This is a genomic window from Photorhabdus sp. RM96S, assembly GCF_042879335.1.
GTDB classification, from domain to species: Bacteria; Pseudomonadota; Gammaproteobacteria; order Enterobacterales; family Enterobacteriaceae; genus Photorhabdus; species Photorhabdus kayaii.
Genome location: NZ_JBHFKT010000018.1, coordinates 1 through 21,006 on the forward strand (window position 1 = coordinate 1; position 21,006 = coordinate 21,006).

Annotated in this window: 19 protein-coding genes and 1 pseudogene; 11 read left to right on the top strand and 9 right to left on the bottom strand. The window is 37.5% G+C overall.

Translation table 11 applies throughout. The features are described 5' to 3' along the window. Both ACGF49_RS12205 and ACGF49_RS12210 read right to left on the bottom strand, forming a co-directional pair. A partial coding sequence (locus ACGF49_RS12205; RefSeq protein ID WP_387491156.1) for an inverse autotransporter beta domain-containing protein occupies nt 1-2,782 on the bottom strand: 2,782 nt, incomplete at its 3' end. Between the two features lie 256 nt (nt 2,783-3,038). Continuing rightward, entirely contained in the window at nt 3,039-4,721 is a 1,683-nt protein-coding gene (locus ACGF49_RS12210) for a phage tail protein (RefSeq protein WP_113040689.1), read from the bottom strand. Nucleotides 4,722-5,085: 364 nt separating this feature from the next. Between ACGF49_RS12210 and pth the strand changes: the two genes are divergently transcribed. Both pth and ychF read left to right on the top strand, forming a co-directional pair. Further along, complete coding sequence (pth, locus tag ACGF49_RS12215) at nt 5,086-5,676, top strand: aminoacyl-tRNA hydrolase (RefSeq protein WP_113024373.1); 591 nt, start codon at nt 5,086-5,088, stop codon at nt 5,674-5,676. A gap of 134 nt (nt 5,677-5,810) precedes the next feature. Further along, nucleotides 5,811-6,902, top strand: coding sequence for a redox-regulated ATPase YchF (ychF, locus tag ACGF49_RS12220; protein WP_113040690.1), 1,092 nt, complete (start codon nt 5,811-5,813; stop codon nt 6,900-6,902). A 266-nt stretch (nt 6,903-7,168) separates the two neighbouring features. Here the strand turns inward: ychF and ACGF49_RS12225 are convergent, their stop codons facing one another. After that, nucleotides 7,169-7,444, bottom strand: coding sequence for a transposase (locus tag ACGF49_RS12225; RefSeq protein ID WP_262405093.1), 276 nt, complete (start codon nt 7,442-7,444; stop codon nt 7,169-7,171). Between the two features lie 185 nt (nt 7,445-7,629). Here ACGF49_RS12225 and ACGF49_RS12230 point away from each other — a divergent pair, with 185 nt between their 5' ends. The 5 genes from ACGF49_RS12230 to ACGF49_RS12250 all read left to right on the top strand — a co-directional run bounded on the left by ACGF49_RS12230 (nt 7,630) and on the right by ACGF49_RS12250 (nt 12,218). Next, a complete protein-coding gene (locus tag ACGF49_RS12230; protein ID WP_113040691.1) occupies nt 7,630-7,809 on the top strand; it encodes a hypothetical protein in 180 nt (59 codons plus the stop codon). A 101-nt stretch (nt 7,810-7,910) separates the two neighbouring features. Then, nucleotides 7,911-9,098, top strand: a complete 1,188-nt coding sequence (locus ACGF49_RS12235; protein WP_271867368.1) for a hypothetical protein — start codon at nt 7,911-7,913, stop codon at nt 9,096-9,098. Then, nucleotides 9,085-10,272: an MFS transporter gene (locus ACGF49_RS12240; RefSeq protein ID WP_113040693.1), complete on the top strand. Its 1,188-nt coding sequence runs from the start codon at nt 9,085-9,087 to the stop codon at nt 10,270-10,272. The genes ACGF49_RS12235 and ACGF49_RS12240 overlap by 14 nt, the downstream gene beginning before the upstream one ends. 18 nt (nt 10,273-10,290) lie before the next feature. Beyond that, a complete protein-coding gene (locus ACGF49_RS12245) occupies nt 10,291-10,974 on the top strand; it encodes a hypothetical protein (protein WP_113040694.1) in 684 nt (227 codons plus the stop codon). A gap of 11 nt (nt 10,975-10,985) precedes the next feature. Then, nucleotides 10,986-12,218, top strand: coding sequence for a DUF2087 domain-containing protein (locus tag ACGF49_RS12250; protein WP_387491162.1), 1,233 nt, complete (start codon nt 10,986-10,988; stop codon nt 12,216-12,218). 6 nt (nt 12,219-12,224) lie between these two features. On the opposite strand, the pseudogene ACGF49_RS12255 reads toward ACGF49_RS12250, so the two are convergent. After that, nucleotides 12,225-13,099: pseudogene (locus ACGF49_RS12255) on the bottom strand (IS982 family transposase). 158 nt (nt 13,100-13,257) lie between these two features. Between ACGF49_RS12255 and ACGF49_RS12260 the strand changes: the two are divergent. Further along, the gene (locus ACGF49_RS12260; RefSeq protein ID WP_112895714.1) at nt 13,258-13,479 is read left to right on the top strand and encodes an AbrB family transcriptional regulator; all 222 of its coding nucleotides are present in this window, start codon (nt 13,258-13,260) and stop codon (nt 13,477-13,479) included. Beyond that, nucleotides 13,476-13,910 (top strand): PIN domain-containing protein, encoded by a 435-nt coding sequence (locus ACGF49_RS12265; RefSeq protein WP_271859444.1) that lies wholly within the window; start codon nt 13,476-13,478, stop codon nt 13,908-13,910. The genes ACGF49_RS12260 and ACGF49_RS12265 overlap by 4 nt, the downstream gene beginning before the upstream one ends. A gap of 68 nt (nt 13,911-13,978) precedes the next feature. Here the strand turns inward: ACGF49_RS12265 and ACGF49_RS12270 are convergent, their stop codons facing one another. Together ACGF49_RS12270 and ACGF49_RS12275 are read right to left on the bottom strand one after the other, a co-directional pair. After that, entirely contained in the window at nt 13,979-15,187 is a 1,209-nt protein-coding gene (locus tag ACGF49_RS12270) for a phage tail protein (protein ID WP_228903030.1), read from the bottom strand. After that, nucleotides 15,177-15,353 carry a hypothetical protein gene (locus ACGF49_RS12275; protein WP_271867374.1) on the bottom strand — a complete coding sequence of 59 codons (177 nt, stop codon included), beginning with the start codon at nt 15,351-15,353 and terminating at the stop codon, nt 15,177-15,179. Before ACGF49_RS12275 ends, ACGF49_RS12270 begins: the two co-directional genes overlap by 11 nt. Nucleotides 15,354-16,152: 799 nt before the next feature. On the opposite strand from ACGF49_RS12275, the gene ACGF49_RS12280 reads away from it, so the two are divergent. Continuing rightward, the gene (locus ACGF49_RS12280; protein ID WP_113040698.1) at nt 16,153-16,959 is read left to right on the top strand and encodes a hypothetical protein; all 807 of its coding nucleotides are present in this window, start codon (nt 16,153-16,155) and stop codon (nt 16,957-16,959) included. Nucleotides 16,960-17,742: 783 nt separating this feature from the next. Continuing rightward, the gene (locus ACGF49_RS12285) at nt 17,743-18,585 is read left to right on the top strand and encodes a hypothetical protein (RefSeq protein WP_228902286.1); all 843 of its coding nucleotides are present in this window, start codon (nt 17,743-17,745) and stop codon (nt 18,583-18,585) included. Nucleotides 18,586-18,668: 83 nt separating this feature from the next. Here the strand turns inward: ACGF49_RS12285 and vapC are convergent, their stop codons facing one another. The 3 genes from vapC to ACGF49_RS12300 all read right to left on the bottom strand — a co-directional run bounded on the left by vapC (nt 18,669) and on the right by ACGF49_RS12300 (nt 20,896). Further along, complete coding sequence (vapC, locus tag ACGF49_RS12290; RefSeq protein ID WP_262978256.1) at nt 18,669-19,076, bottom strand: tRNA(fMet)-specific endonuclease VapC; 408 nt, start codon at nt 19,074-19,076, stop codon at nt 18,669-18,671. Next, complete coding sequence (gene vapB / locus ACGF49_RS12295) at nt 19,076-19,306, bottom strand: type II toxin-antitoxin system VapB family antitoxin (protein ID WP_110090524.1); 231 nt, start codon at nt 19,304-19,306, stop codon at nt 19,076-19,078. Before vapB ends, vapC begins: the two co-directional genes overlap by 1 nt. A gap of 162 nt (nt 19,307-19,468) precedes the next feature. Continuing rightward, nucleotides 19,469-20,896, bottom strand: coding sequence for a PLP-dependent aminotransferase family protein (locus ACGF49_RS12300; protein WP_387491167.1), 1,428 nt, complete (start codon nt 20,894-20,896; stop codon nt 19,469-19,471). Between the last annotated feature and the right edge of the window lie 110 nt (nt 20,897-21,006).

The following is a 21,006-nucleotide window of genomic DNA, read 5'->3' on the forward strand; positions in this document are numbered from 1 at the left end:
TGCTGGTTAAGGTCGCGGTGACCTGCCCCTGCGCGTTACTCACCGGATTGCTCTGTTTCGTCAGTTTTAACCCGTCAGCTTTTGCGTCGGTCTGCCAGTCAATGTCGATCGCTTTATCCGCTACCGGCTTGCCATGCCCATCCACCACCGTCGCCGTGAAGGTATAACTGTCAGTGCCGTTGTTGTAGCGTACTTTGTCTTTATCCACATCCACCGTCACGCTGGTGACATAATAGCTGGTGCTGAACTCCGTAAAACTGACTTTTCCGTTCGCGTTCACCGCCGTCTGCTGGCTGGCCGTTTTCGCCGATACCTGCACATCTTTCACTGCCACTGTGCTGGTTAAGATCGCGGTAACCTGCCCCTGCGCGTTACTGACCGAATTGCTCTGTTTTGTCAGGGTTAACCCGTCAACCGCTGGGTCGGTCTGCCAGTCAATGTCGATCGGGTGACCCACCACCAGATTGCCGTGCCCATCCTTCACCGTCGCCGTGAAGGTATAACTGTCGGTACCGTTGTTGTAGCGCTTCTTGTCTTTATCCACGTCCACCGTCACGCTGGCGACATAGTAACTGGTGCTGAACTCCGCAAAACTGACTTTTCCGTTCGCGTTCACCGCCGTCTGCTGGCTGGCCGTTTTCGCCGATACCTGCACATCTTTCACTGCCACTGTACTGCTTAACGTCGCGGTCACCTGTCCCTGCGCGTTACTCACCGAATTGCTCTGCTTCGTCAGTTTTAACCCGTCAGCCTTTGAATCTGTCTGCCAGTCAATGTCGATCGCTTTATCCGCTACCGGCTTGCCATGCCCATCCACCACCGTCGCCGTGAAGGTATAAATATCAGTACCGTTGTTGTAGAGCGGCCCCTCTTTATCCACCGTCACGCCGGTGACTCGATAACTGCTGCTGGACTCTGTAAAACTGACTTTTTTATCCGTAGTAACACGTTCGCCATTAATACTGACACTGACTTGTATATCGGATAATGGCGTTGTACTTGTTAATGTTGCAGTCTGTTGTCCATTTTTATCTGTTGTCTCTGAATCAGGCTTTAATTTCAATCCAGGATCTTTTTTATCCGTATCCCAAATCAATTTTGCATTTTCTATCGGCGTTTTTTTGTCAGCGCCAAACAGAGTAGCTGTATAAACATATTTCGCATTTCCATCAGCAATTAAAGGATCGGTTGTGTTAACACTCAAAGAAATATTACGTTGTAATACATGAGCTTGTATTTGCACCCTTAGCTGATCATCTTTACTTGTACCTGTTATAGTATAGTCATTTTTTCCATCAGTCTGATATTCCGGTAACTGAATGGTATAACCATTAGTACTTTCTATATTTATAATCCCGCCATTCTTCTGGAATAACTCAGGCATATCCCAAATCACATTTTTGAATGGAGTATCAGATTGAATTTGTATTGGTTTAACTTCACCACCGTAACTACTAATTTCTATTACAGGGACCAGTAACCTAAAATGTTGCTGTTTTTTCAGATAATTCAAAATAATATTATTATTTCTTTCAACTAAGTCGTAACGACTGCCGGCCAAGCTTCGTAGTGAAGAGACATTTTCTGGTGAAAGTTGTTCTGACAACGGAACACCAAATCGGTAATTCACATTGAATGAAAATATACCATCACTTTTTCCCTCTTTTCCTAATTTATAGTCAATCCCTGCTGTGATCAGTGGAATCGGGGTATAATTTACCCCAATAGTTGCCGCATAGGGATCTTTTTGTCTCTTGTTCTTTCCAAATAATGCAACATTATCACCAAAATATTGTTCATATTTTATTTTGGCACCGAGTGACGGCATCGAAGGTAAATACATGTCGGCAATAAGGTCATAACCATTGGCAGGGCGCTCATAATAATTGGTTAAATCACGGGAATTATGCCAATTACTCAGGCGAAAATATGCGTTAGCAGACATTTTTAGGTAGTTAGTCCATAGTTCACCACCCAGGCTGAATCGGCTATTATTGCCGGTTAAATCATTATCGTAAAAAGTGTTCGCCCCATACATCCAGTCATTTATAAATAAACGGCTTCCAACACCTAAATTCACGGTGTCACGGTTATCTTTATGACGATATCCATATTGACTGTAAACAAGCCAATGATCTTTATCATCATAAAAAGGAACGAGTAAGTCTACAGAACTTTCATCCAAGTGCCCATGATGATCAACTTTTAGATCAATTTTGGCTGTACCAAACTGGGATAACCATTTCTGAGTATTACTTGTTATCTGACTATTTAACTTGTTGACAATATAATCCTGGGCTAATTTTTTCGGATCTTTATTTAATAACCCAAGGAATTCGGGGCCACGAGAGAGAATTAAAGGAGGAGTATTTTGATTATCATCTTTATGACTATTTTCATATAACTGGGGTATTTTGGGTTTTTCACCACCATCGTTTTTTCCTACTATGCTTCTCTTTGATAAAAAATTACCACATCTCCTCGGCTCTGATCGCTTTTTCTCTTTATAAGTAACGTTTTCGTGTAATTTATTGCCAGCCTGCTCGGTTATCTGTTTTTTGCTATCAATATTATGCTCTATAACTGCTTTTGGGTATTCCTGACAATTTTCAATACCAATCAAAGACTTTACTGGCTCAGATAAAGCAGGATAACTTTTTAGTAGCATAATCGCTGCAAACAAAAAACAAACGATTAGCACACTCTTATTTATACTACGGAAAGTACGATTAATGTTCATCAGTAATACCATAAAGTCATTGCCGTTATATTCAGTTGTCACTACTGAGCACATTAAATTACTTTCTATGATTTTGTATAATGAAAATAAATTATCAGTCGATAACCATAAGTAATCACTTAGCAAAATAAAAGTCGTCGTAAATGCTTTCCTAATACAGCATTAAGTATTTATACCCGTCATCTTTTAAGCTGCCTCTTTGTTGGCTGCACTCGCTCACCCCGGTCACATCGTTATCTATGCTTCCGGGGATTCGTTCCCTTGCCGTCGCGATGCAACTTGAAATCCATAGGGTATATTATGATTTTTCCGGCAGTTGGACTCGAACATTAATCACTCGTCCATCGGGGATATCGCATAGTTCACCATCATTATAATAAATGACTTCTCCATTGCCATTAACGTTCTTGACGCGCCTATTTTGAGCAAATATCGGCGCATCTTTATTTTGACGATGATAACATTCGATGGTTATATTGCCATTAGATGGATCTACTGATTCACAAACCCAAATCAGATTTAACCCGTTGCTATCTGCTGGGACGATAGTACCACCGTGAATTCCCCATGCCCCATCTTTAGCGAAACCGTTGCAACCGCTAATGCGATATTTCCCTGTCTCTATCCGCTCAACAATCATACCTTCCGCTTCACGAGTGAGATCATAAGTTCCGTCTGGATGAATATTCACTACGGGGCTGGATACTTTGAGATTGCCGTTAGTATCGGCGATACAGTTATCATTAAAAACTGCAATAGGATTACCGTTATATTTTAACTTATCGCCAACTGTCAGCCTGCCATATTTTTTTTCATTGCAAATATCAAAATCCGATGATCCGTCACCTGGAAATCCAACGTAGGCCGTTCTTGTTGCCCCTTCATAAAACTGCAAATATGCATGTCCGCCTGCATCGTATGCTACGTTAAAAACACCCCCAGCCCCCTTTAAATTCGCCGACCCAGCATCAATCCGACCCGCCGGAGAAACAGAGAAAACCCGATTGTTATTAATATATGCCGCCAACTCTCCACCAATTGTTAATTTGCTAGATTTTTTTTCGTTGCAAATATCAAAATTCGGCGACCCGTCACTTGGAAATCCAACATAGGCCGTTCTTTTTGCTCCCTCAATAAACTGAAAATATGCATGTTTACCCGTATCATGGGTTATGTTAAAAACTCCCGCGTTCCCCCTTATATTCGCTGACGCGGCTTCAATCCGCCCCGCAGGAGAAACAGAAAAAACCCGTTTGCCATTAATATCTATTGTATATCCGTAGGTATCAACGCTACTGCCACGCACAATACCTGTTTTAATATAATTGTCATACCAGTTGTAAAGCGTAAACCCGACTATTTCACTTGTCGGTTTGGCGCCCTGTAAAGAAACTAACATCGTCTCATTACGTTCAGTGGGCAGTGTTTCAACCTGTTTAAACCTAAAATACTGTGGATAATTCCCCCCATTGGTCGATACCGCATTTTTCGCCAATTCTACTGTTTCCGATAAGCCGAGGTTTTTCACAAACGCGTTTTTGTCAGGAATATCTGCGCCATTTTGATTTTTTGCCAATCGGTTATTAGCGTTATCATTTACATCAGAAACAAGCTTCTGCGTTACCGCGAGGGTATTGCTATTACCTATTTTATCTGTGAGCTGAGTAACACCTTTTTGTGTTAATGAAGCATCTGGTACTTTTATTGCTATTTTTTGTTCTAACGCTCTATTTAATTGAACAATAAGTTTAGCTACATCCCCATCATCCAGAATATCATTGCCGGAATATGTTGCGATAAAATCAGCCACAACAGATGTTATTGTCGACGACTGACGTAATACCTTGTTGAGTAAATGAGTAGTAATATTTTCTGGTGGAAACCCCGTCTTTAAACTCCGGCTTTCTTCATATCCTTCTTGGCTCACCACATTAGCATTATTACTAATAGAAAAAGCTTTAAAATCATTTTTTTGACTCATATATCCTCCTAAAATAAAAAAACATCATTTCATAATCAACATGTTGAATTATCGTAAAAATCGTTCTGCATAATTTATTTAAATTATAGTCTATCTCGAAAAAACAATAATAAAACTTTCTTATGACTTAGGTAGTTAACTATTTTTGTACCACTGGCAACAATAAAAAATTAAATATTTTCAAACCAGAAAGATATCAAAACTATTTGTGCTTAATCTCTGTAAATGACTATTCTCCTTCCAATTTCCTCTCGAAAATTTTCGTAACAATATTTCCAAGCTTTCAAACTGAACTTTGTACTTGTAGCCGCCGACAGGTAAACTATCCTCCTTTTTGTTTTACTGTCAAAAGTGAAGAAAAATAGTGAGTAACATAAAACTAATCGTCGGTCTGGCTAATCCCGGTGCTGAATATGCCCAAACCAGACACAATGCCGGAGCCTGGTATGTTGATCTACTCGCTCGGAGCCACAATCAATCACTAAAAGAAGAGAGTAAATTTTTCGGTTACACTGCCCGGATTAATATGTGCGGTCATGATATTCGTCTGTTAGTGCCAACGACATTTATGAATCTCAGTGGTAAATCTGTCGCTGCCCTCGCCTCCTTCTACCGTATTCAGCCGGATGAAATTCTGGTGGCTCATGATGAACTCGATTTACCGCCAGGGGTGGCAAAAATGAAGCTGGGTGGTAGTCATGGCGGTCATAATGGCTTGAAAGATATTCAGAACAAATTTGGCAATAACCCTAACTTTTATCGCTTACGTATTGGTATCGGCCATCCCGGCGATAAAAATAAAGTTGTCGGTTTTGTGCTAGGCAAACCACCAGCCAATGAACAAAAGCTGATTGATGATGCGATTGATGAAGCACGGCGTTGTACTGATATCCTGATGAAACAAGATATGGATAAAGCGATCAACCGCTTACATAGCTTCAAAGCCAGCGTTTGATGACATGGAATCGATAAATCTTGTCTGTAAGATCGTGATAGCCCGTCATTCCGTGTATAATGGCGCCAATTTTTTTGACTCTTCGAAAAGGCTGACACAGCCTTTTGATTTATAAGTAAATTAAGGTGAAAATCATGGGATTCAAATGCGGTATCGTTGGCCTGCCTAACGTCGGAAAATCAACCTTATTCAATGCGCTGACTAAAGCCGGTATCGAAGCAGCAAACTTCCCGTTCTGCACCATTGAACCTAATACTGGTGTCGTCCCTATGCCAGATCCACGGCTTGAACAACTGGCTGAAATTGTGAAACCTCAGCGAATCTTACCAACCACAATGGAATTCGTCGATATTGCTGGTCTGGTGAAAGGTGCATCAAAAGGTGAAGGCTTGGGCAACCAGTTTTTGACTAACATTCGTGAAACAGAAGCTATCGGCCATGTTGTGCGCTGTTTTGTCAATGACAATATCATTCACGTTTCCGGTCAAGTTGATCCTGCTGCTGATATTGAGATCATTAATACCGAACTGGCTCTTTCCGATCTGGACACCTGCGAACGAGCCATTCATCGTGTCCAGAAAAAAGCCAAAGGTGGCGATAAAGATGCCAAAGCAGAATTAGCGGCACTGGAAAAATGTCTGCCTCATCTGGAACAAGCGGGTATGTTGCGGGCGTTGGATCTCAGTACCGAAGAGAAAGCGGCTATCCGCTATTTGAGTTTCCTGACGCTGAAACCCACTATGTACATCGCTAATGTCAACGAAGAGGGTTTCGAAAACAACCCTCATCTGGATGCGGTTCGTGCGATCGCAGAAAAAGAGGGGTCAGTGGTCGTACCGGTTTGTGCGGCGGTAGAAGCGGATATCGCGGAGCTGGAAGATGATGAACGCGAAGAGTTTATGGCTGAACTTGGGCTGGAAGAGCCCGGTTTAAATCGCGTTATCCGCGCGGGTTATCAGTTACTGAATCTGCAAACTTACTTCACTGCCGGCGTGAAAGAGGTTCGAGCATGGACCATCCCAGTTGGCGCAACCGCACCACAAGCAGCCGGTAAGATCCATACTGATTTTGAAAAAGGTTTTATCCGCGCACAAACCATCTCTTTTGAAGATTTCATCACTTACAAAGGTGAGCAAGGGGCAAAAGAGGCCGGTAAGATGCGTTCAGAAGGTAAAGACTATATCGTTAAAGATGGCGATGTAATGAATTTCTTGTTTAATGTCTAATTTATTTTTCATGTCTCATGACATCGCAAGATGTCTCTGAGACTGATTAAAATTCTTAGAATCCACGCAGTTGCGTGGATTCAGATCCCGACTATATATACCCAATGGATTTCAAGATGGATCGCGACGGCAAGGGAGTGAATCCCCGGGAGCATAGATAACTATGTAACCGGGGTGCGCAAGTGCAGCCAACAAAGAGGCAACTTGAAAGATGACGGGTATATATCCTATATTAACGCGATGCTCGACTTTAACGCCCTATAACATTAGCTTGTTGAAGCCAGTCGCGTTGTTTTTTTACCTTGTTTAAAATTAGCAAAAATGCCTAATGTGTGAGAAAACACCTTCCTGGCAATTCGATTGCTCACATGCCACAGATCCCGCGCCCAGCACTTCTCGATAGTCAATTGCCCGGCGAGTTGACCAATGACCGTTTCAATTAAACATCGTTTGGCGTTAATGCGCTTTCTCGTTTCTCTGGGGATGGGATCATCCATATTGGCACGTACCGGGGTAATCATTTCAATACCCTCTTTTTTCATTTTATATTATATTATATATAATATAAATATTTCCATATAAACTTATATTTTGTGACAATGATCAATAAAACAAAAACAACAATCAATTAACATATAATTAACGTCAATGACGTTATTAAAATGAGTTACCTATTACATTTAAGCCGTATGTAATAAAAATAAATATAACTTAAATGAGGTGCACTATGAAATCCCAAAATCGTATTGATGAAATTACTCTTTCAGATATTACTCCATTAACTAAAAACGTTAAATATGCTCAGCAGGTACATGAAGAATACAACGCAATAGAAGAACTATCACTTTTGGATATTGCTCCATTAACTAAAAACGTGAAGTACGCTCAACAAATCCCTATGGAATAATTATATTATCTTGATCTTTTTTAAGATAATATAAATTTAACAAACAACAAGGTGGTGATTATTTCACTACCTTGTTAACCAAACTTTAAAGGTTATTTCATATGAATGATATTTCTAGTCTGGATTTTTCTCAAAAAATTTGGAATAAAAAACCTGCGGAATTAAATTTAACAAATATAAAATTTTCCGAAAATGAGATATTCGATTCATTAATAAAATATAAAACTTCCCTAGAAGAGTTGAAGTCCAGAAATAGTGTTTCCGAATTTATAACAGCTATAGACGGAAAGTTGACTGAAAAGCCTGTTTCAGATTTTTTGATTGAAAAAGATGAAATTAATTTTGATCAATATATCAAACGACTAGATAATTCATATATAAATCAAGAGTGGTGTATTGCATACTTTGGGTTACATGCCTCTACTCCAGTTATTTGGGATAAAGCTAAAAGTTTTGCTGATTTATTATATAGTTCACTATTTTATAGACCAAGAGGCAGAGTTGATATTGATTGTTTTTTAGGAAGATACTCATCAACTCATACAGGAATACATATAGACTATGCCCATAATTTCGCATTTACATTGAGAAATGGAAAAACAATGTATACATGGGAGCCAGAAAATAAACAATTAATGTATATCCGATATCCTCATTATGAACAATATAAATCTTCTAGTTATATACTCAATAATTCATCTGATAGAGTATGCTATTTCCCACATGATTATCTGCATGTTGCTGAGAGTAAAAACAATATCTCTTTGGTGATCAATATTGCTTTTTGGGAATTTGATGAAAACAAAAAAAATATAAAATCATTCATAAACAATCAAATAGATAAAACAATTGACACCTCTATTTATGAACACAATGAATATCAAGGAAATGTGTGTGTTTCTCCTGAGTTACATCAGTATCATACAAAAGGCAAAAAAATATTCGAAGAAGGTACATTAGAAAAATATTTAATAACAACTCAATTAATACGAGATACCAGTAGTTCACTTTGTGTCCCAAGACCTCCGGTACAATTTGATAAAAAAATAAGAACTGTTTTTTTTAATGGGAACTCTTTACTACAATGGTATATCATGAGTTCCAAATTGAATATACTAGTTTCTTCAAATGGGCACTGCATTTTGATAGATTATCATAAAGATACAATTAAATTGTTATATTATATCTTAGAAGGAAAAAGGATAAACTTAAATAAACTCAATGAATTCCATCAGTTGCTGGTTATAAAATTATATGAATGGGGTTGTGTAATAAATGCAGATCATTAAGATAAAATTAATATTCCATATATTATTACTATTATCAATTACATTAGGTAGCTTCTCAGATGAAGCTACTCAAGTAGCTTTAACTTTAAAACTCAACGGCATGTCTCATTCTAATGAGATCGCTATGTTATTTATCGCTTTGCTACTCGGAGGAATAGTTTCCAGTAATTTTGCCAACTTATTTTTTAGGCACATAAATATAAAAAATATAATTATTTATATATTCTATATACAAACGTTTATTATTTTTATGTCCTCCTTTTCAAGCAATATATTAGCTATGGTTATTATCTCATTTTCTCTTGGGTTTCTCGGAAGCATGTTATGGGCAGCTATATTGACAGTGCTTCCTGGTTATTTCAAGGAATTTAAAGAATTAGAAAGAGCTAATAAAATAATTCAAACAATCCGAAATTTAGGTTATGTTATAGGCCCTGCAACTGCCGGAATTATTTTTTCTAAATTTGAGAATAAAACATTTCATATAATAGGAGTATTTACTTTATTTTCTGCTTTGATACTGAGTTATTTATTAGTGTCAGGGAAAGTATTTTCAGAAAATATATCAAATGAGCATAAAACTAAAAATCATAAAAATGGATTCAGAAATACGTTAGCATTATTTAAAACCAGTAATATTAGAAATGCTCTATTTCCACTGTTTTTTACAATAATATTTACATCAGTATTAAATGTACTATTAGTTATATATGTTAATAATATAATCCATTTAGGTAATGAAAAATATGGTTATATAGTTTCTTCAATGAGCGTAGGGTTAATTATTAGTCCTATATTATTAAGTGACTATTTTCTAAAATTAGGAAGGGCATCTGGTTCTTCTCTGGCTGCATCAATCATTGGCCTGGGATTAATTTTAATCAGTTTGACGTCTAATTTTTGGTATTTATTAGCCATTGGATTATTAATTGGATTAGCTAATGGTATCCAGAATACATTAATGAGTTCATTTATGATGGCAACTATTCCTGCCTCTAAAAGAGAAGAATATATGCCAGCTTATATTCTATTTATTCAATTTTCAGTTTTATTAGGATTTACTATTTCATATTATATAAAATTCTCTTACATTACAGAATCTTTGTTATTCTCAGGCATAATAACTGTATTCTTTGGTTGTGTAGGGTTTTTAATTAACAAAAAAAATCATTAAATTTAATAGGATATTGCTATGATAGCAGATACGATAAATTATAAAAAATTATTCTTCTGTGATAATACAGGAGGATATAATTGGCAAGTGGCTGAGTATATTTTTAATAGAGAGAAAAAAATCCGTATAGATAATGATTACTCTTTAAGTAAAGTAACTCCAACTCATTTTAACCGCCTAGAATTATATCCAATCAAACCGGATAATACCGTTATCGCTACAGTAAATGAGTCTTGCTTATTTTTTGAAAACACGCAAAGTATTATTGATATAAACAAAAAAAACATGCTGACCATTATAAATAATGACATTGGCAGTTATATTCAAATAGAAAATATAAAAAAAGAGGGGTTTTTAAATTTAATTAAAGACCTTAATTCTTATTTGATAATTCACAATCAGAATATTAAATTGAAATTTATTGCAATAAATTTACATCGTAATGGACTAATTCACTTAAAAAATATAAAAACAAACCCTTTTAATGAAAAAAGAGTAAGTATTATATCCGAACCTTTCACCTCGACACATATAAATAATAATGATATTTTCGCAATAAATACATTAACCGGAAGGATGATAAAAATTAATGAATATTACCTCGATATAATAAAACAGGGTTTCACCGTTAAAATATCCATAGACTTTAATAAAGAATTTGACTTTCTTGTTAAATCCGGCATTTTTAGATTAGTTTATTAAAAGGAAAAAATATGTTTAGAATAGGTATGGGAACTGAAAACTGTAGCCTTATTTTAAAAGGTTTGATAAAAATGCTCAGGCCAAATACAGTCATAGAAATTGGTGCTGGAGATTCAACTATTTCATTATTACAAGCCTTGAAAGAAACCATAGATGAATTCAATCATGATAAAGAGATAATCATGCTTAGTGAATGGAATGAAAGGCATTCTTTAATTATTCCTTTCTCTGTGGATGATTCTTATAACCCAAAATTGATCAGCATTGATGATGGTTCAGGTGAGGGCTCTTCAGCCGAAGATGTTTGGAAATATGTAGAAAATGAACCTTCACTTTCTCAATTAGTTTCATTTATAAAAAAAGATTTTCATCAGATAAAAGATTCAGAAATTTCTAATTGGGGAATGATTGATTTTGCATGGATCGATGCTGGAACTTTAGTTGATGATGTTCGATTCTTATCAAAGATTGTACCTTATTTATCATATGGTGGAATAATTTGCTTACATGAACCACTTATGACAACAACAATAAAGGAATCATCGTTAACAAAAGTAAGAACTGTCCGTAATCCCATTTGGGAGGAGATCTCAACTAATTTATCAAATGATTTTGAATTAATTACTATTCCAGAAAATCATAAATACAGGCAAGCTGGAATTGGTTTATTAAGAAAAAAAGATACATATGAATGTACTAGAAGAACATCATCATTTCAGGATGAAATGCTTACACTCAATGAACCACCAATAAAATTTACTATTCCTGATATTATTAATAGATCTAACAATAAAATAAATAAATTCTTTAATATTTTCAATGAAGAAGAAAGCAGATTGATTTACGCGCTTATTTTGGCTGGACATAACAGAATTAATGAAGTAAAAAATAATTGTAATATTCCTATTAAAACCATAGAAAAAACAATAAAAAAATTATTAGACACTGAAATTATTTTAATGGAAGATGGAGTATTAAAAGATAACACTGAGTTTTGGAATCATTCTGTATTTAAAAATAAATATCGGCAATCTGAAAGTAAATCATGTCATAATTCAGTTTATAATACAAACACATTATTACTCATTGCTAATCAATTAAGAGATGATGTTTCTTATACAGAAGATCTTATTTCAGATTTTTGTTCTTTATTTGATGATGACTATGCCCAGCTTAGGCGTGCGCTGGTTGATAATCGCCTTCTCACCCGAAATAACGAGGGGATTTATTTTAAGGTTAAGTAAATAACCTCAGCTTTGTTTAAGAATAGCCATGTCACAAAAGCGTAGATTTAAACTCGGTTTTTTAGGTTGGAAGGTATAAGCAATTAATCCTGATACGACTTCCAGCAAAAAACCGAGTTGGCTACGGTGCCTTGAATGCTCTATCTGAGAAATATTTTTTAGCTGGTCAACAACCGTTTCTATCAGAAAACGCTTTCTTAACATCAGCTTATCCCAGAGTGATAATGCTTTTGCTTTCATATTGCGACGGCTATTTGTGATTAAGATGAGTCCTTCTGCTTCCAAATCATTACACAGGGCTTGCGATACATAGCCTTTGTCACCATACAAATGCCCCGTTATCCCTTTCACTAACGCTTTGACAGGGCTGCGGTCATCGGTATTTCCTGACATCAACTTAACGGCCAACAGTTCGCCACAATCATTGATAACCAAACGAAGCTTAAAGCCATAAAACCATCCTGTACTTGCTGTGCCATACCTTCAAATACCCGATGCCGGGGAATGCGAAGGTTGTGACAAACCGCAATTTTGGTTGAGTCAATAAAAGCGATCCCGGCTGTCTTAGCCTTGCGAGTGGAATGAAAGGCACATAAGGGAATGAGAGCCCTTCTTTTCAACGTTAACATCCGCGTATAACTGACCAGCTCTGGAACATCTTGATGAAGATATTTTCTAACATGTTGAAGATAAAACGTTTTGAAATCCCGATAGTAGCTCATATGAAATAAAATCAGGATCGTCATCACTTCACTGAGTGAAAGGGAAGCCTGCCGATAACGTTTGAGTAATCCGCTTTCAATTAACTGTTGATGCCAAAGAGGCATAAATTTTTGGCAAAAATCATCGACGCCGCAGTAAAGTTCTTCTAAATTAACCATGCCTGAGGATCTCCACGATAATGTTTTCTTTAACAAAAACTTTGATCGTGCCTCAGGCACTTAGTTCCTTTATTAAGCGAAACTCACGTTATTTACTATTGACAATATGTAAAGATGTGCATATCTTTACCTTTTACATTTAGTAAAGAGGTGTTTGTATGCCAATAGTTAGCCAGAAAAGGCAGGTAACGTTACCGCTTGAGCAATGTTCGATTGCCGGCATTCAGCCAGGTGATGAGTATGAGAGTTTCGTCAGCCGAAAAGGCGTCATCTCAATTGTCACAAAGCGCAGAGGGGCCGCGAAGGGGATATTAAAGGGTATCCTGGTCGATCACCAGGTGAGTGAAGAAGAATCACTTGAGAGTGCCATACACAAATGATTGCGGTAGATACAAATGTTGTTCTCAGATATCTTCTGCAAGATGACGCGAACCAGTCTCAAAAGGCCAATGCACTTTTTGAAGGCAAGCAAAAAATCTTGATCACAGATGTGGTCTTAGTTGAGATAATTTGGACATTGAGAGGCAAGCGTTACTTGCTACCTAAAGAGGCGCTGATAGAAGTGTTGCACAGGCTCATTGAAGAGCCTAATGTTGTCTTCGAAGATGGTCATGCGCTCTGGTGTGCGTTGGATGACTACATCAATGCCAAACCGATTAAATGCGGCGGCAAGACTAAGCAGGCCGACTTTGCGGATGCATTGATAGTGAATAAGTCTCAGCGGTATGGCATAAAAAACAAAAAATCGGTTTCGCCGCTTTATACATTTGATAAAGCCGCCTTGGAGATCGATGGTACAGAAGAGCCTTAGAGGAAAGGCGTTATGCTGGAGTTAGCTAAAGCCCTTAAAATCCACGCGGTTACGTGGATTTTTATATATTATTCTTGTGATTTTTCCAGCAATTGCACTCGAACATTAATGACTCGTCCATCAGGAATGTCGCATAATTCACCATCATTGTAATAAACGACTTCTCCGTCACTATTAATACTCTTAACACGCCTATTTTGCGCAAATATCGGCGCATCTCTATTTTGACGATGATAACATTCGATGGTTATATCGCCACTGGCTGAATCTACCGATTCACAAACCCAAATCAGGTTTAACCCGTTGCTGTCTGCCGGGACGATAGTACCGCCGTGAATTCCCCATGCCCCATCTTTAGCAAAACCGCTGCAACCACTAATACGATATTTCCCTGTCTCTATTCGCTCGACCGTCACCCCTTCCGCTTCGCAAGTTAACTGGTAAGTTCCGTCTGGGTGAATATCTACTACTGGACTGGAGACTTTAAGGTTGCCATTAGTATCCGGCTTGGCGTTGCTTGTTGACCAGACTTTATACCACGGATTCCATTTATTGATGTTACCGTCACCATTATGCGTTCTATAGTGTAATTCGCTCTTCTGCACATATGAGGAGTGAATCATCAGCTCATAACCCTTAAAGGCCCCATACCCTCCTGAAAATCTCATTCCGGGACCATATACACCTGGACCATTTAACCCTACTGGATAGCCAAAATATGTCGAATTCTGAGGAATATTATCAAAATTATCGATTGTAGAAGCGGTATTATTCCCAACAACAACCGGCTTTGTACTAATCACTTCTAAACCGAGATTTTCCACAAATGCTTTTTTATCAGGAATGTCTGCACCATTTTGATCTTTTGCCAATCGGTTATTAGCATTATCATTTACATCAGAAACTAGCTTCTGTGTTACCGCCAGGGTATTACTGTTACCGATTTTATCCGTAAGCTGAACAACACCTTTTTGTGTTAATGAAGCATTTGGTACTTCGGTCGCAATTTTTTGTTCTAACGCGCCATTTAATTGGGCGGAAAGTTTAACTATATCCCCATCGTCCAAAACATCATTGCCGGAATATGTTGCGATAAAATTAGCCACAACAGATGCTATTGTTGACGACTGACGTAATACCTTATTGAGCAAGTGAACAGTAATATCATCTGGTGGAAATCCAGTCTTTAAATCTGGGCTTTGTTCATATTCTTCTTGACTCACTATATTAGCATTATTACCAATAGAAAAAGCTTTAAAATCATTTTTAGAACTCATACACCCTCCAAAATAAAATAATATTATACCCGTCATCTTTCAAGTTGCCTCTTTGTTGGCTGCACTCACTCACCCCGGTCACATAGTTTGCTATGCTCCCGAGGATTCGCTCCCTTGCCGTCGCGATCCATCTTGAAATCCATAGGGTATATTTTAATTTAACCACCGTGAAAATCATTCTCCATAATTCACTTCAATCATAGTCTAACTTAGAAAAACAATAATGGAACATTCTTACAACTTAAATTACCAACTATTTTTATAATTGATAGCAATAAAAATTAAACTCCCTAAAACCAGACATATATTAAAATCATTTCTGCCCAATATATGAAAGTGACTCTTTTCCATCCATTTCATCTCGAAAATATTTATAACAACATTTACTTTCCAAGAATAAATAAAATTAACCATGCAATAAAATGTTTTAACCAAGAAGTTAATATAATTGATCGTAATTTCCACTTGTAATTATTAATTTAAAATAAATATGAAACAAAATAAATCGATAAATAATTAATAATAAAATTCATTATTAGAAAATAAAAAATAAACAGCCGGATAATATAATGTAAGATTATTCAATAAAAACAACCTAAAGCACAAATTTTATTGCAATGGACTTTACATACTACATTTTTACACTATTATTAAAAGATTAGATATATATTTTTACCTATTGATTAGGATATTCTCGTTTTTCAGGAACATATGCTTATCACATAAATAAACCCTATGTTATTGATATGAAATAAATTATAGTTTCTGAATCTGGAACTCATTTTGAGTAAAGAATGAAAATCAATTAATTATCTAATATACCCTATGGATTTCAAGATGCATCGCGACGGCAAGGGAGTGAATCCCCGAGAGCATAGCAAACTATGTGACCGGGGTGAGCGAGTGCAGCCAACAAAGAGGCAACTTGAAAGATGACGGGTATAAATCCATAAAGGAAAATAGACATGAAAGATATACTCACAAATTCTGATCATAAAATTAAAACTGTCCAAGAGTGGATAGAATACGTTAAACACAGAGGAGAAAGATATTCTAAAACGCAGCCACATTCAGATAATATTTTTACTCATTTCCTAGAAATTGAGGATCTTTCTGATATACAAAGCCCAGCCAGTGTAGCAGCGACAAATAAATACACACTATTCGCCAAAAAATCGGCCACATCAAATAAATACCCAGTCAGTGTCACTGAGGGGCTGCAAACTATCATTAACTTATGTCGAGTGGCCTCAGGTTACGACCCGCAGGAACCAGAAGGTAATGGCAATGCGCAGAAATTCATCGCATTCACAGAAGAAATAGAAAAGGTTCCCTTTCTCTCTTTACTATGGGCAGATACCAATACGATTACCCAACAAAGTCATGACACAGATGTCTTAATCGATTCTTTTGTTGAAGCCTTTCAAGGGTTATCTCCTCAGGATAAAATTACCATTAAGACTTATTTGAAAAAGTTGATTCATACCGCTTTATCATATGCCGATCAAAAGGAAAAAAAATCCAACCTGGTACAATATGCTCTGACTAAAACCCCAAATGGGGTGTCACTCTTACTCTATTCTTCTATATTGATAATAAAGAAAGTAGATAACAAGGGTACTATTAAATTCACCTCTCATTATAATCTTTGCCAGGCAGAATATAATCTCAGCCAGAAAACGTGGGAAATAGTAAAATCTGTATTCGAGAAAGAGGATAAGATAACCATAGAATATTTAATTGATTGTATGACAACCAAAATGAAAGCATAAACTGAAAACTCTCTGTAAGTAGATTAATTGATTTATATCAACAATATTATTACCAATCTGTGCTAAGATTATTCTAATCATAGTTATTTAATAAAATTATTAAATTCAATAAAAATAGAATATAAAAGAATATAAAAGAATATAAAAGAATATAAAAGAATATAAAAGAATATAAAAGAATATAAAAGAATATAAAAGAATATAAAAGAATATAAAAGAATATAACATACGGTCAGAATATATAAAATGAATTATCTTAAAATGTGAATTTTATATCGATAAATTTTAAAAACTATATTTTAATGCTAATATGGAAATATCACATAAACAACCTTTTATCCGTGAGGAATAAGAGCCTATCCCAATAGGCGTAATTGTTGCAGGCCATTCTTATCAATGAACAGTGAACACGGACAGCGCGGAAAAACCGGAGCATACACGTAGTACGTGAGGATTTTGAGCACTGCCCAGGTTCGCTCTTTATGGCAAAGAAGGGCAAATAAAATAGCCCTATTGGGATAGGCAGTAAGTTAAATTACATACCCTTAATATTTGATAGTGAAAAATATTCACTTATGGATATACTTAGTTCTCACAAAAATACATTTAACATTTATTAACAAAATTTAAAATAAAAATTACCAAGCTAAAAAAACAGTAATATTAAGTACACGATTATCGATTTATCTCACTGTTAAAAATAGGGTGCAACATTGTTCCCTACTTTCAACAGTACCCTAACATTCAATACCTAACTTAATAAATCTATTAAGGATAAAAATCATGGAAAATATCTTAAATAATCCTGATTATGCAGTCAAAAAAGCCCAAGAATGGATAGAACATATTGAAAAAGGAGGAACAAGATTCCTTAAAGATTGGGAGCGTTCAGGCAATATTACTATGGATTATCCTGATGCCGGAGATTATTCCGATGTACAGAGCCCAGCTAATGGCGCAGCTACAGGGGATTATACACAGCTTGAAAAAAATTCTTCCACATCATCTAGAAATCCACTCAGCATTACCGAAGGCTTGCAAACTGTTATTAATATGTGCCGTGCGGTCTCAGGCTATAATCCTTTAGATCCTCAAGGCCAAGGTAATAAAAAGAATTTCTTCTCATTTACCTCAGAATTATCTGGCGTTCCATTCCTTTCTTTACTGTCAACCAGCGTACAAAATGTTATTCAAAAAAGCCATAATGCCGATGTTTTAATCAACTCTTTCCTGGAAAACTTCTTAGGATTATCTAGTCAGGAGAGAGAGCAGATGAAAACCCCACTGAGACAACTGGCTATCGCTGCATTATCCTATGCAGGCAGGAGACAAACTCAATCCAATTTCGTTCAAAGTGTTCTTGCTACATCACCAAGAGGTGGCGTGTCATTCTTCTTATATTGGTCTGAGTTTTCAATCGTCGCTTACGAAGATGATAAAGGGCTTATCGAATTCAAATCTCATTACTTCCTGCCACAAGCAGAATATAACCTGAGGTACGAATCATGGGTAAATGTAAGGCCAGCATTCGAGAAAGCACAGAAGGTATCATTAGAAGATTGGATTGATAGTATGACCACTCGGAGAAAGCAAGGAAGTAATGTAAGAGCGCTTTGTATAGAATAATGTGGTGAAATAACCCCCAAAATGGTGTCTGCAAAAACGTCGTGGACACCATAAGTTTCATTGAACCATCGATAATACAGTAATTATTTTTCGTTGACCCAGTTCTCAACACGAAGGCCAGGAACCCGCTCAAATTCGCGCACATTATTAGTCACGATAATCAGCCCTTGGCTTCTGGCATGCCCCGCTATTTGATTGTCATAAGACCCTATGCGTAAACCGCCCCGTTCAAGCTCTGCGATAATCTGACCGGCATGCACAGCAGCCTTACTGTCGAAATCCAATACCTCCAACCTAGCAACGAATCCCTCAATAATCTTCATATTACTTTCTGGATTTCCCGATTTCTCTGCGCCTTTAATCAGCTCCATCAATGTCACCGTGCTGATACACAACTGATCGTGATGGAGCAGAAAAGCTTCACGCACTCTCTGGGGCTGGTTCTTGAGAGTGTAGATGCAAATACAGGTATCAAGCATGTATTTCAGCATCAGAATCCCTCTCGCTCTTGTACTGGCGGCTGCTCGCGTTCTGCCATAAAATCGGCCGTAACACTAGGGCCATCAAACCAACTGTCCCAAGACTCACCAGCCGGAGTGATTATGCGAGTATGGCCTACAGCGACAACATCAACCCACTTCACATCTTCCGGAAAAGCGACAGCTTTAGGAAGCCGGACTGCCTGAGAACGATTGCTTTTAAATACCGTTGTTTGAACCATAAAATGTTCCTCATATAGGGATATACTTACTGTATATCCATGATAAGCACTAAAAAGAGCGTGTCAACAAGATGTACCCAATTTTTCTTAATTGAACACTCTGAGGGTATTGGCTCTGATCTATATAAATCACTAAACAACTATAGCCAGAAACCCGCATCGTTATGCCTTTCCACATTCAGCCAATAAACTATGGCAAATATTGCCTAAAGTCTGCATCGCACGTTCCATTTCCTGATTCCAATCAAAAGAGGCATTCAGACGAAAGGCATGGTTAAACTGTTCACTGGTACAAAACATACTGCCCGGCGCAATACTGATCCCTTCTGCCAATGCCAGTTGATAAAGCCGCTGTGCATTGAACAATGGCTCAAATTCCAACCAGAGGAAATAACCACCTTTAGGGCGATTCACTTTGACTGAAACAGGCATATAGTCACCAATTGCTCGTAACATCAGTTGCTGACGTTGCTCCAATGTGCGACGAAGGCGACGTAAGTGGTTGTCATATCCCCCCTCAGCAAGATAATCCGCAATTGCCAATTGCGTCGGCATGCTGGCAGAAACGGTACTCATCATTTGTAGCTGTTGGATTTTCTTGGCATGTCTTCCTGCTGCAACCCAACCCACACGAAATCCCGGTGCCAGACATTTAGAAAACGAGGAACAGTGCATAAAGTTGTTTTCACTGTCTAACCCTTTCGCCGGTACAGGCCGTTGCTGATCGAAATAGAGTTCACCATAAACATCATCTTCAATCAGTACCACCTGATTACTGTTCAGGATATTCACCAGCCGTAATTTACTTTCAGCAGACATCGTTCCCCCAAGCGGGTTCTGAAAGTGAGTCATTAACCAACAGGCTTTTATTGGGTATTTCTGAATGACCTCCTCCAGCGCATCCAAATCAATACCGTTTTGTGGATCAGTTTTGATTGCCACCGCTTTCAGACGTAAACGTTCAATAGCCTGTAAAGCACCGTAAAAAGCCGGTGATTCAATCACGACCCAATCCCCCGGCTCAGTCACCGACTGTAAACTGAAACTCAGTGATTCCATCGCACCAGCGGTAATGACAATTTCATCAGGAGAGACATGAATACCGTGCATTGCATAACGGCGCGATATGTTACGGCGTAACTTATCATTACCCGGCGGTAAATTGGCTAAAGCGCTATGCGGTGCTATTCGCCTGGCAGCGGCCGCTAACGCTTTGGAAAGTTTAGGTTGAATCAATAAAGATGGGTCTGGAAATGCTGAACCAAACGGAATAATCGCAGGATCTTTGCACGCCTGTAATACATCAAAAATAGAAGCGCTTATTTCTACGCTTTCACTTAAATGTAATCGCTTTCCTCCTTTTGCTGCGGCAAAGGGCTGCAAACGTTTGGCGACGTAATAACCCGATTGAGGGCGGGAAATGATCCATCCTTGACTCTCTAATAATTGATACGATTGAACAACAGTCATCAAACTCAAACCCGATAATTTCACTGATTCCCTCAGTGAAGGTAATTTATCTCCCACCAGCCAGGTACCATCTTCAATATGTTGGAGAATTTGCCTGGCAAATTGTTCATAACGTTTCATCAATTCAGATCTCCCCGCAACTGTTATAGTCAATATACAAAAAACTGTCACTATTATAGTCATTTTTTTCATGCTTTACTTGTCCGCATACATTTCCTGCCTTTATTTAA

What these genes read in the sequence shown, in the direction of transcription:
- ACGF49_RS12210 (WP_113040689.1), bottom strand. Translation starts at nt 4,721, where the DNA reads ATGAGTCAAAAAAATGATTTTAAAGCTTTTTCTATTAGTAATAATGCT.
- ychF (WP_113040690.1), top strand. Translation starts at nt 5,811, where the DNA reads ATGGGATTCAAATGCGGTATCGTTGGCCTGCCTAACGTCGGAAAATCA.
- ACGF49_RS12225 (WP_262405093.1), bottom strand. Translation starts at nt 7,444, where the DNA reads ATGAAAAAAGAGGGTATTGAAATGATTACCCCGGTACGTGCCAATATG.
- ACGF49_RS12230 (WP_113040691.1), top strand. Translation starts at nt 7,630, where the DNA reads ATGAAATCCCAAAATCGTATTGATGAAATTACTCTTTCAGATATTACT.
- ACGF49_RS12235 (WP_271867368.1), top strand. Translation starts at nt 7,911, where the DNA reads ATGAATGATATTTCTAGTCTGGATTTTTCTCAAAAAATTTGGAATAAA.
- ACGF49_RS12240 (WP_113040693.1), top strand. Translation starts at nt 9,085, where the DNA reads ATGCAGATCATTAAGATAAAATTAATATTCCATATATTATTACTATTA.
- ACGF49_RS12245 (WP_113040694.1), top strand. Translation starts at nt 10,291, where the DNA reads ATGATAGCAGATACGATAAATTATAAAAAATTATTCTTCTGTGATAAT.
- ACGF49_RS12250 (WP_387491162.1), top strand. Translation starts at nt 10,986, where the DNA reads ATGTTTAGAATAGGTATGGGAACTGAAAACTGTAGCCTTATTTTAAAA.
- ACGF49_RS12260 (WP_112895714.1), top strand. Translation starts at nt 13,258, where the DNA reads ATGCCAATAGTTAGCCAGAAAAGGCAGGTAACGTTACCGCTTGAGCAA.
- ACGF49_RS12265 (WP_271859444.1), top strand. Translation starts at nt 13,476, where the DNA reads ATGATTGCGGTAGATACAAATGTTGTTCTCAGATATCTTCTGCAAGAT.
- ACGF49_RS12270 (WP_228903030.1), bottom strand. Translation starts at nt 15,187, where the DNA reads ATGAGTTCTAAAAATGATTTTAAAGCTTTTTCTATTGGTAATAATGCT.
- ACGF49_RS12280 (WP_113040698.1), top strand. Translation starts at nt 16,153, where the DNA reads ATGAAAGATATACTCACAAATTCTGATCATAAAATTAAAACTGTCCAA.
- ACGF49_RS12285 (WP_228902286.1), top strand. Translation starts at nt 17,743, where the DNA reads ATGGAAAATATCTTAAATAATCCTGATTATGCAGTCAAAAAAGCCCAA.
- vapC (WP_262978256.1), bottom strand. Translation starts at nt 19,076, where the DNA reads ATGCTGAAATACATGCTTGATACCTGTATTTGCATCTACACTCTCAAG.
- vapB (WP_110090524.1), bottom strand. Translation starts at nt 19,306, where the DNA reads ATGGTTCAAACAACGGTATTTAAAAGCAATCGTTCTCAGGCAGTCCGG.
- ACGF49_RS12300 (WP_387491167.1), bottom strand. Translation starts at nt 20,896, where the DNA reads ATGAAACGTTATGAACAATTTGCCAGGCAAATTCTCCAACATATTGAA.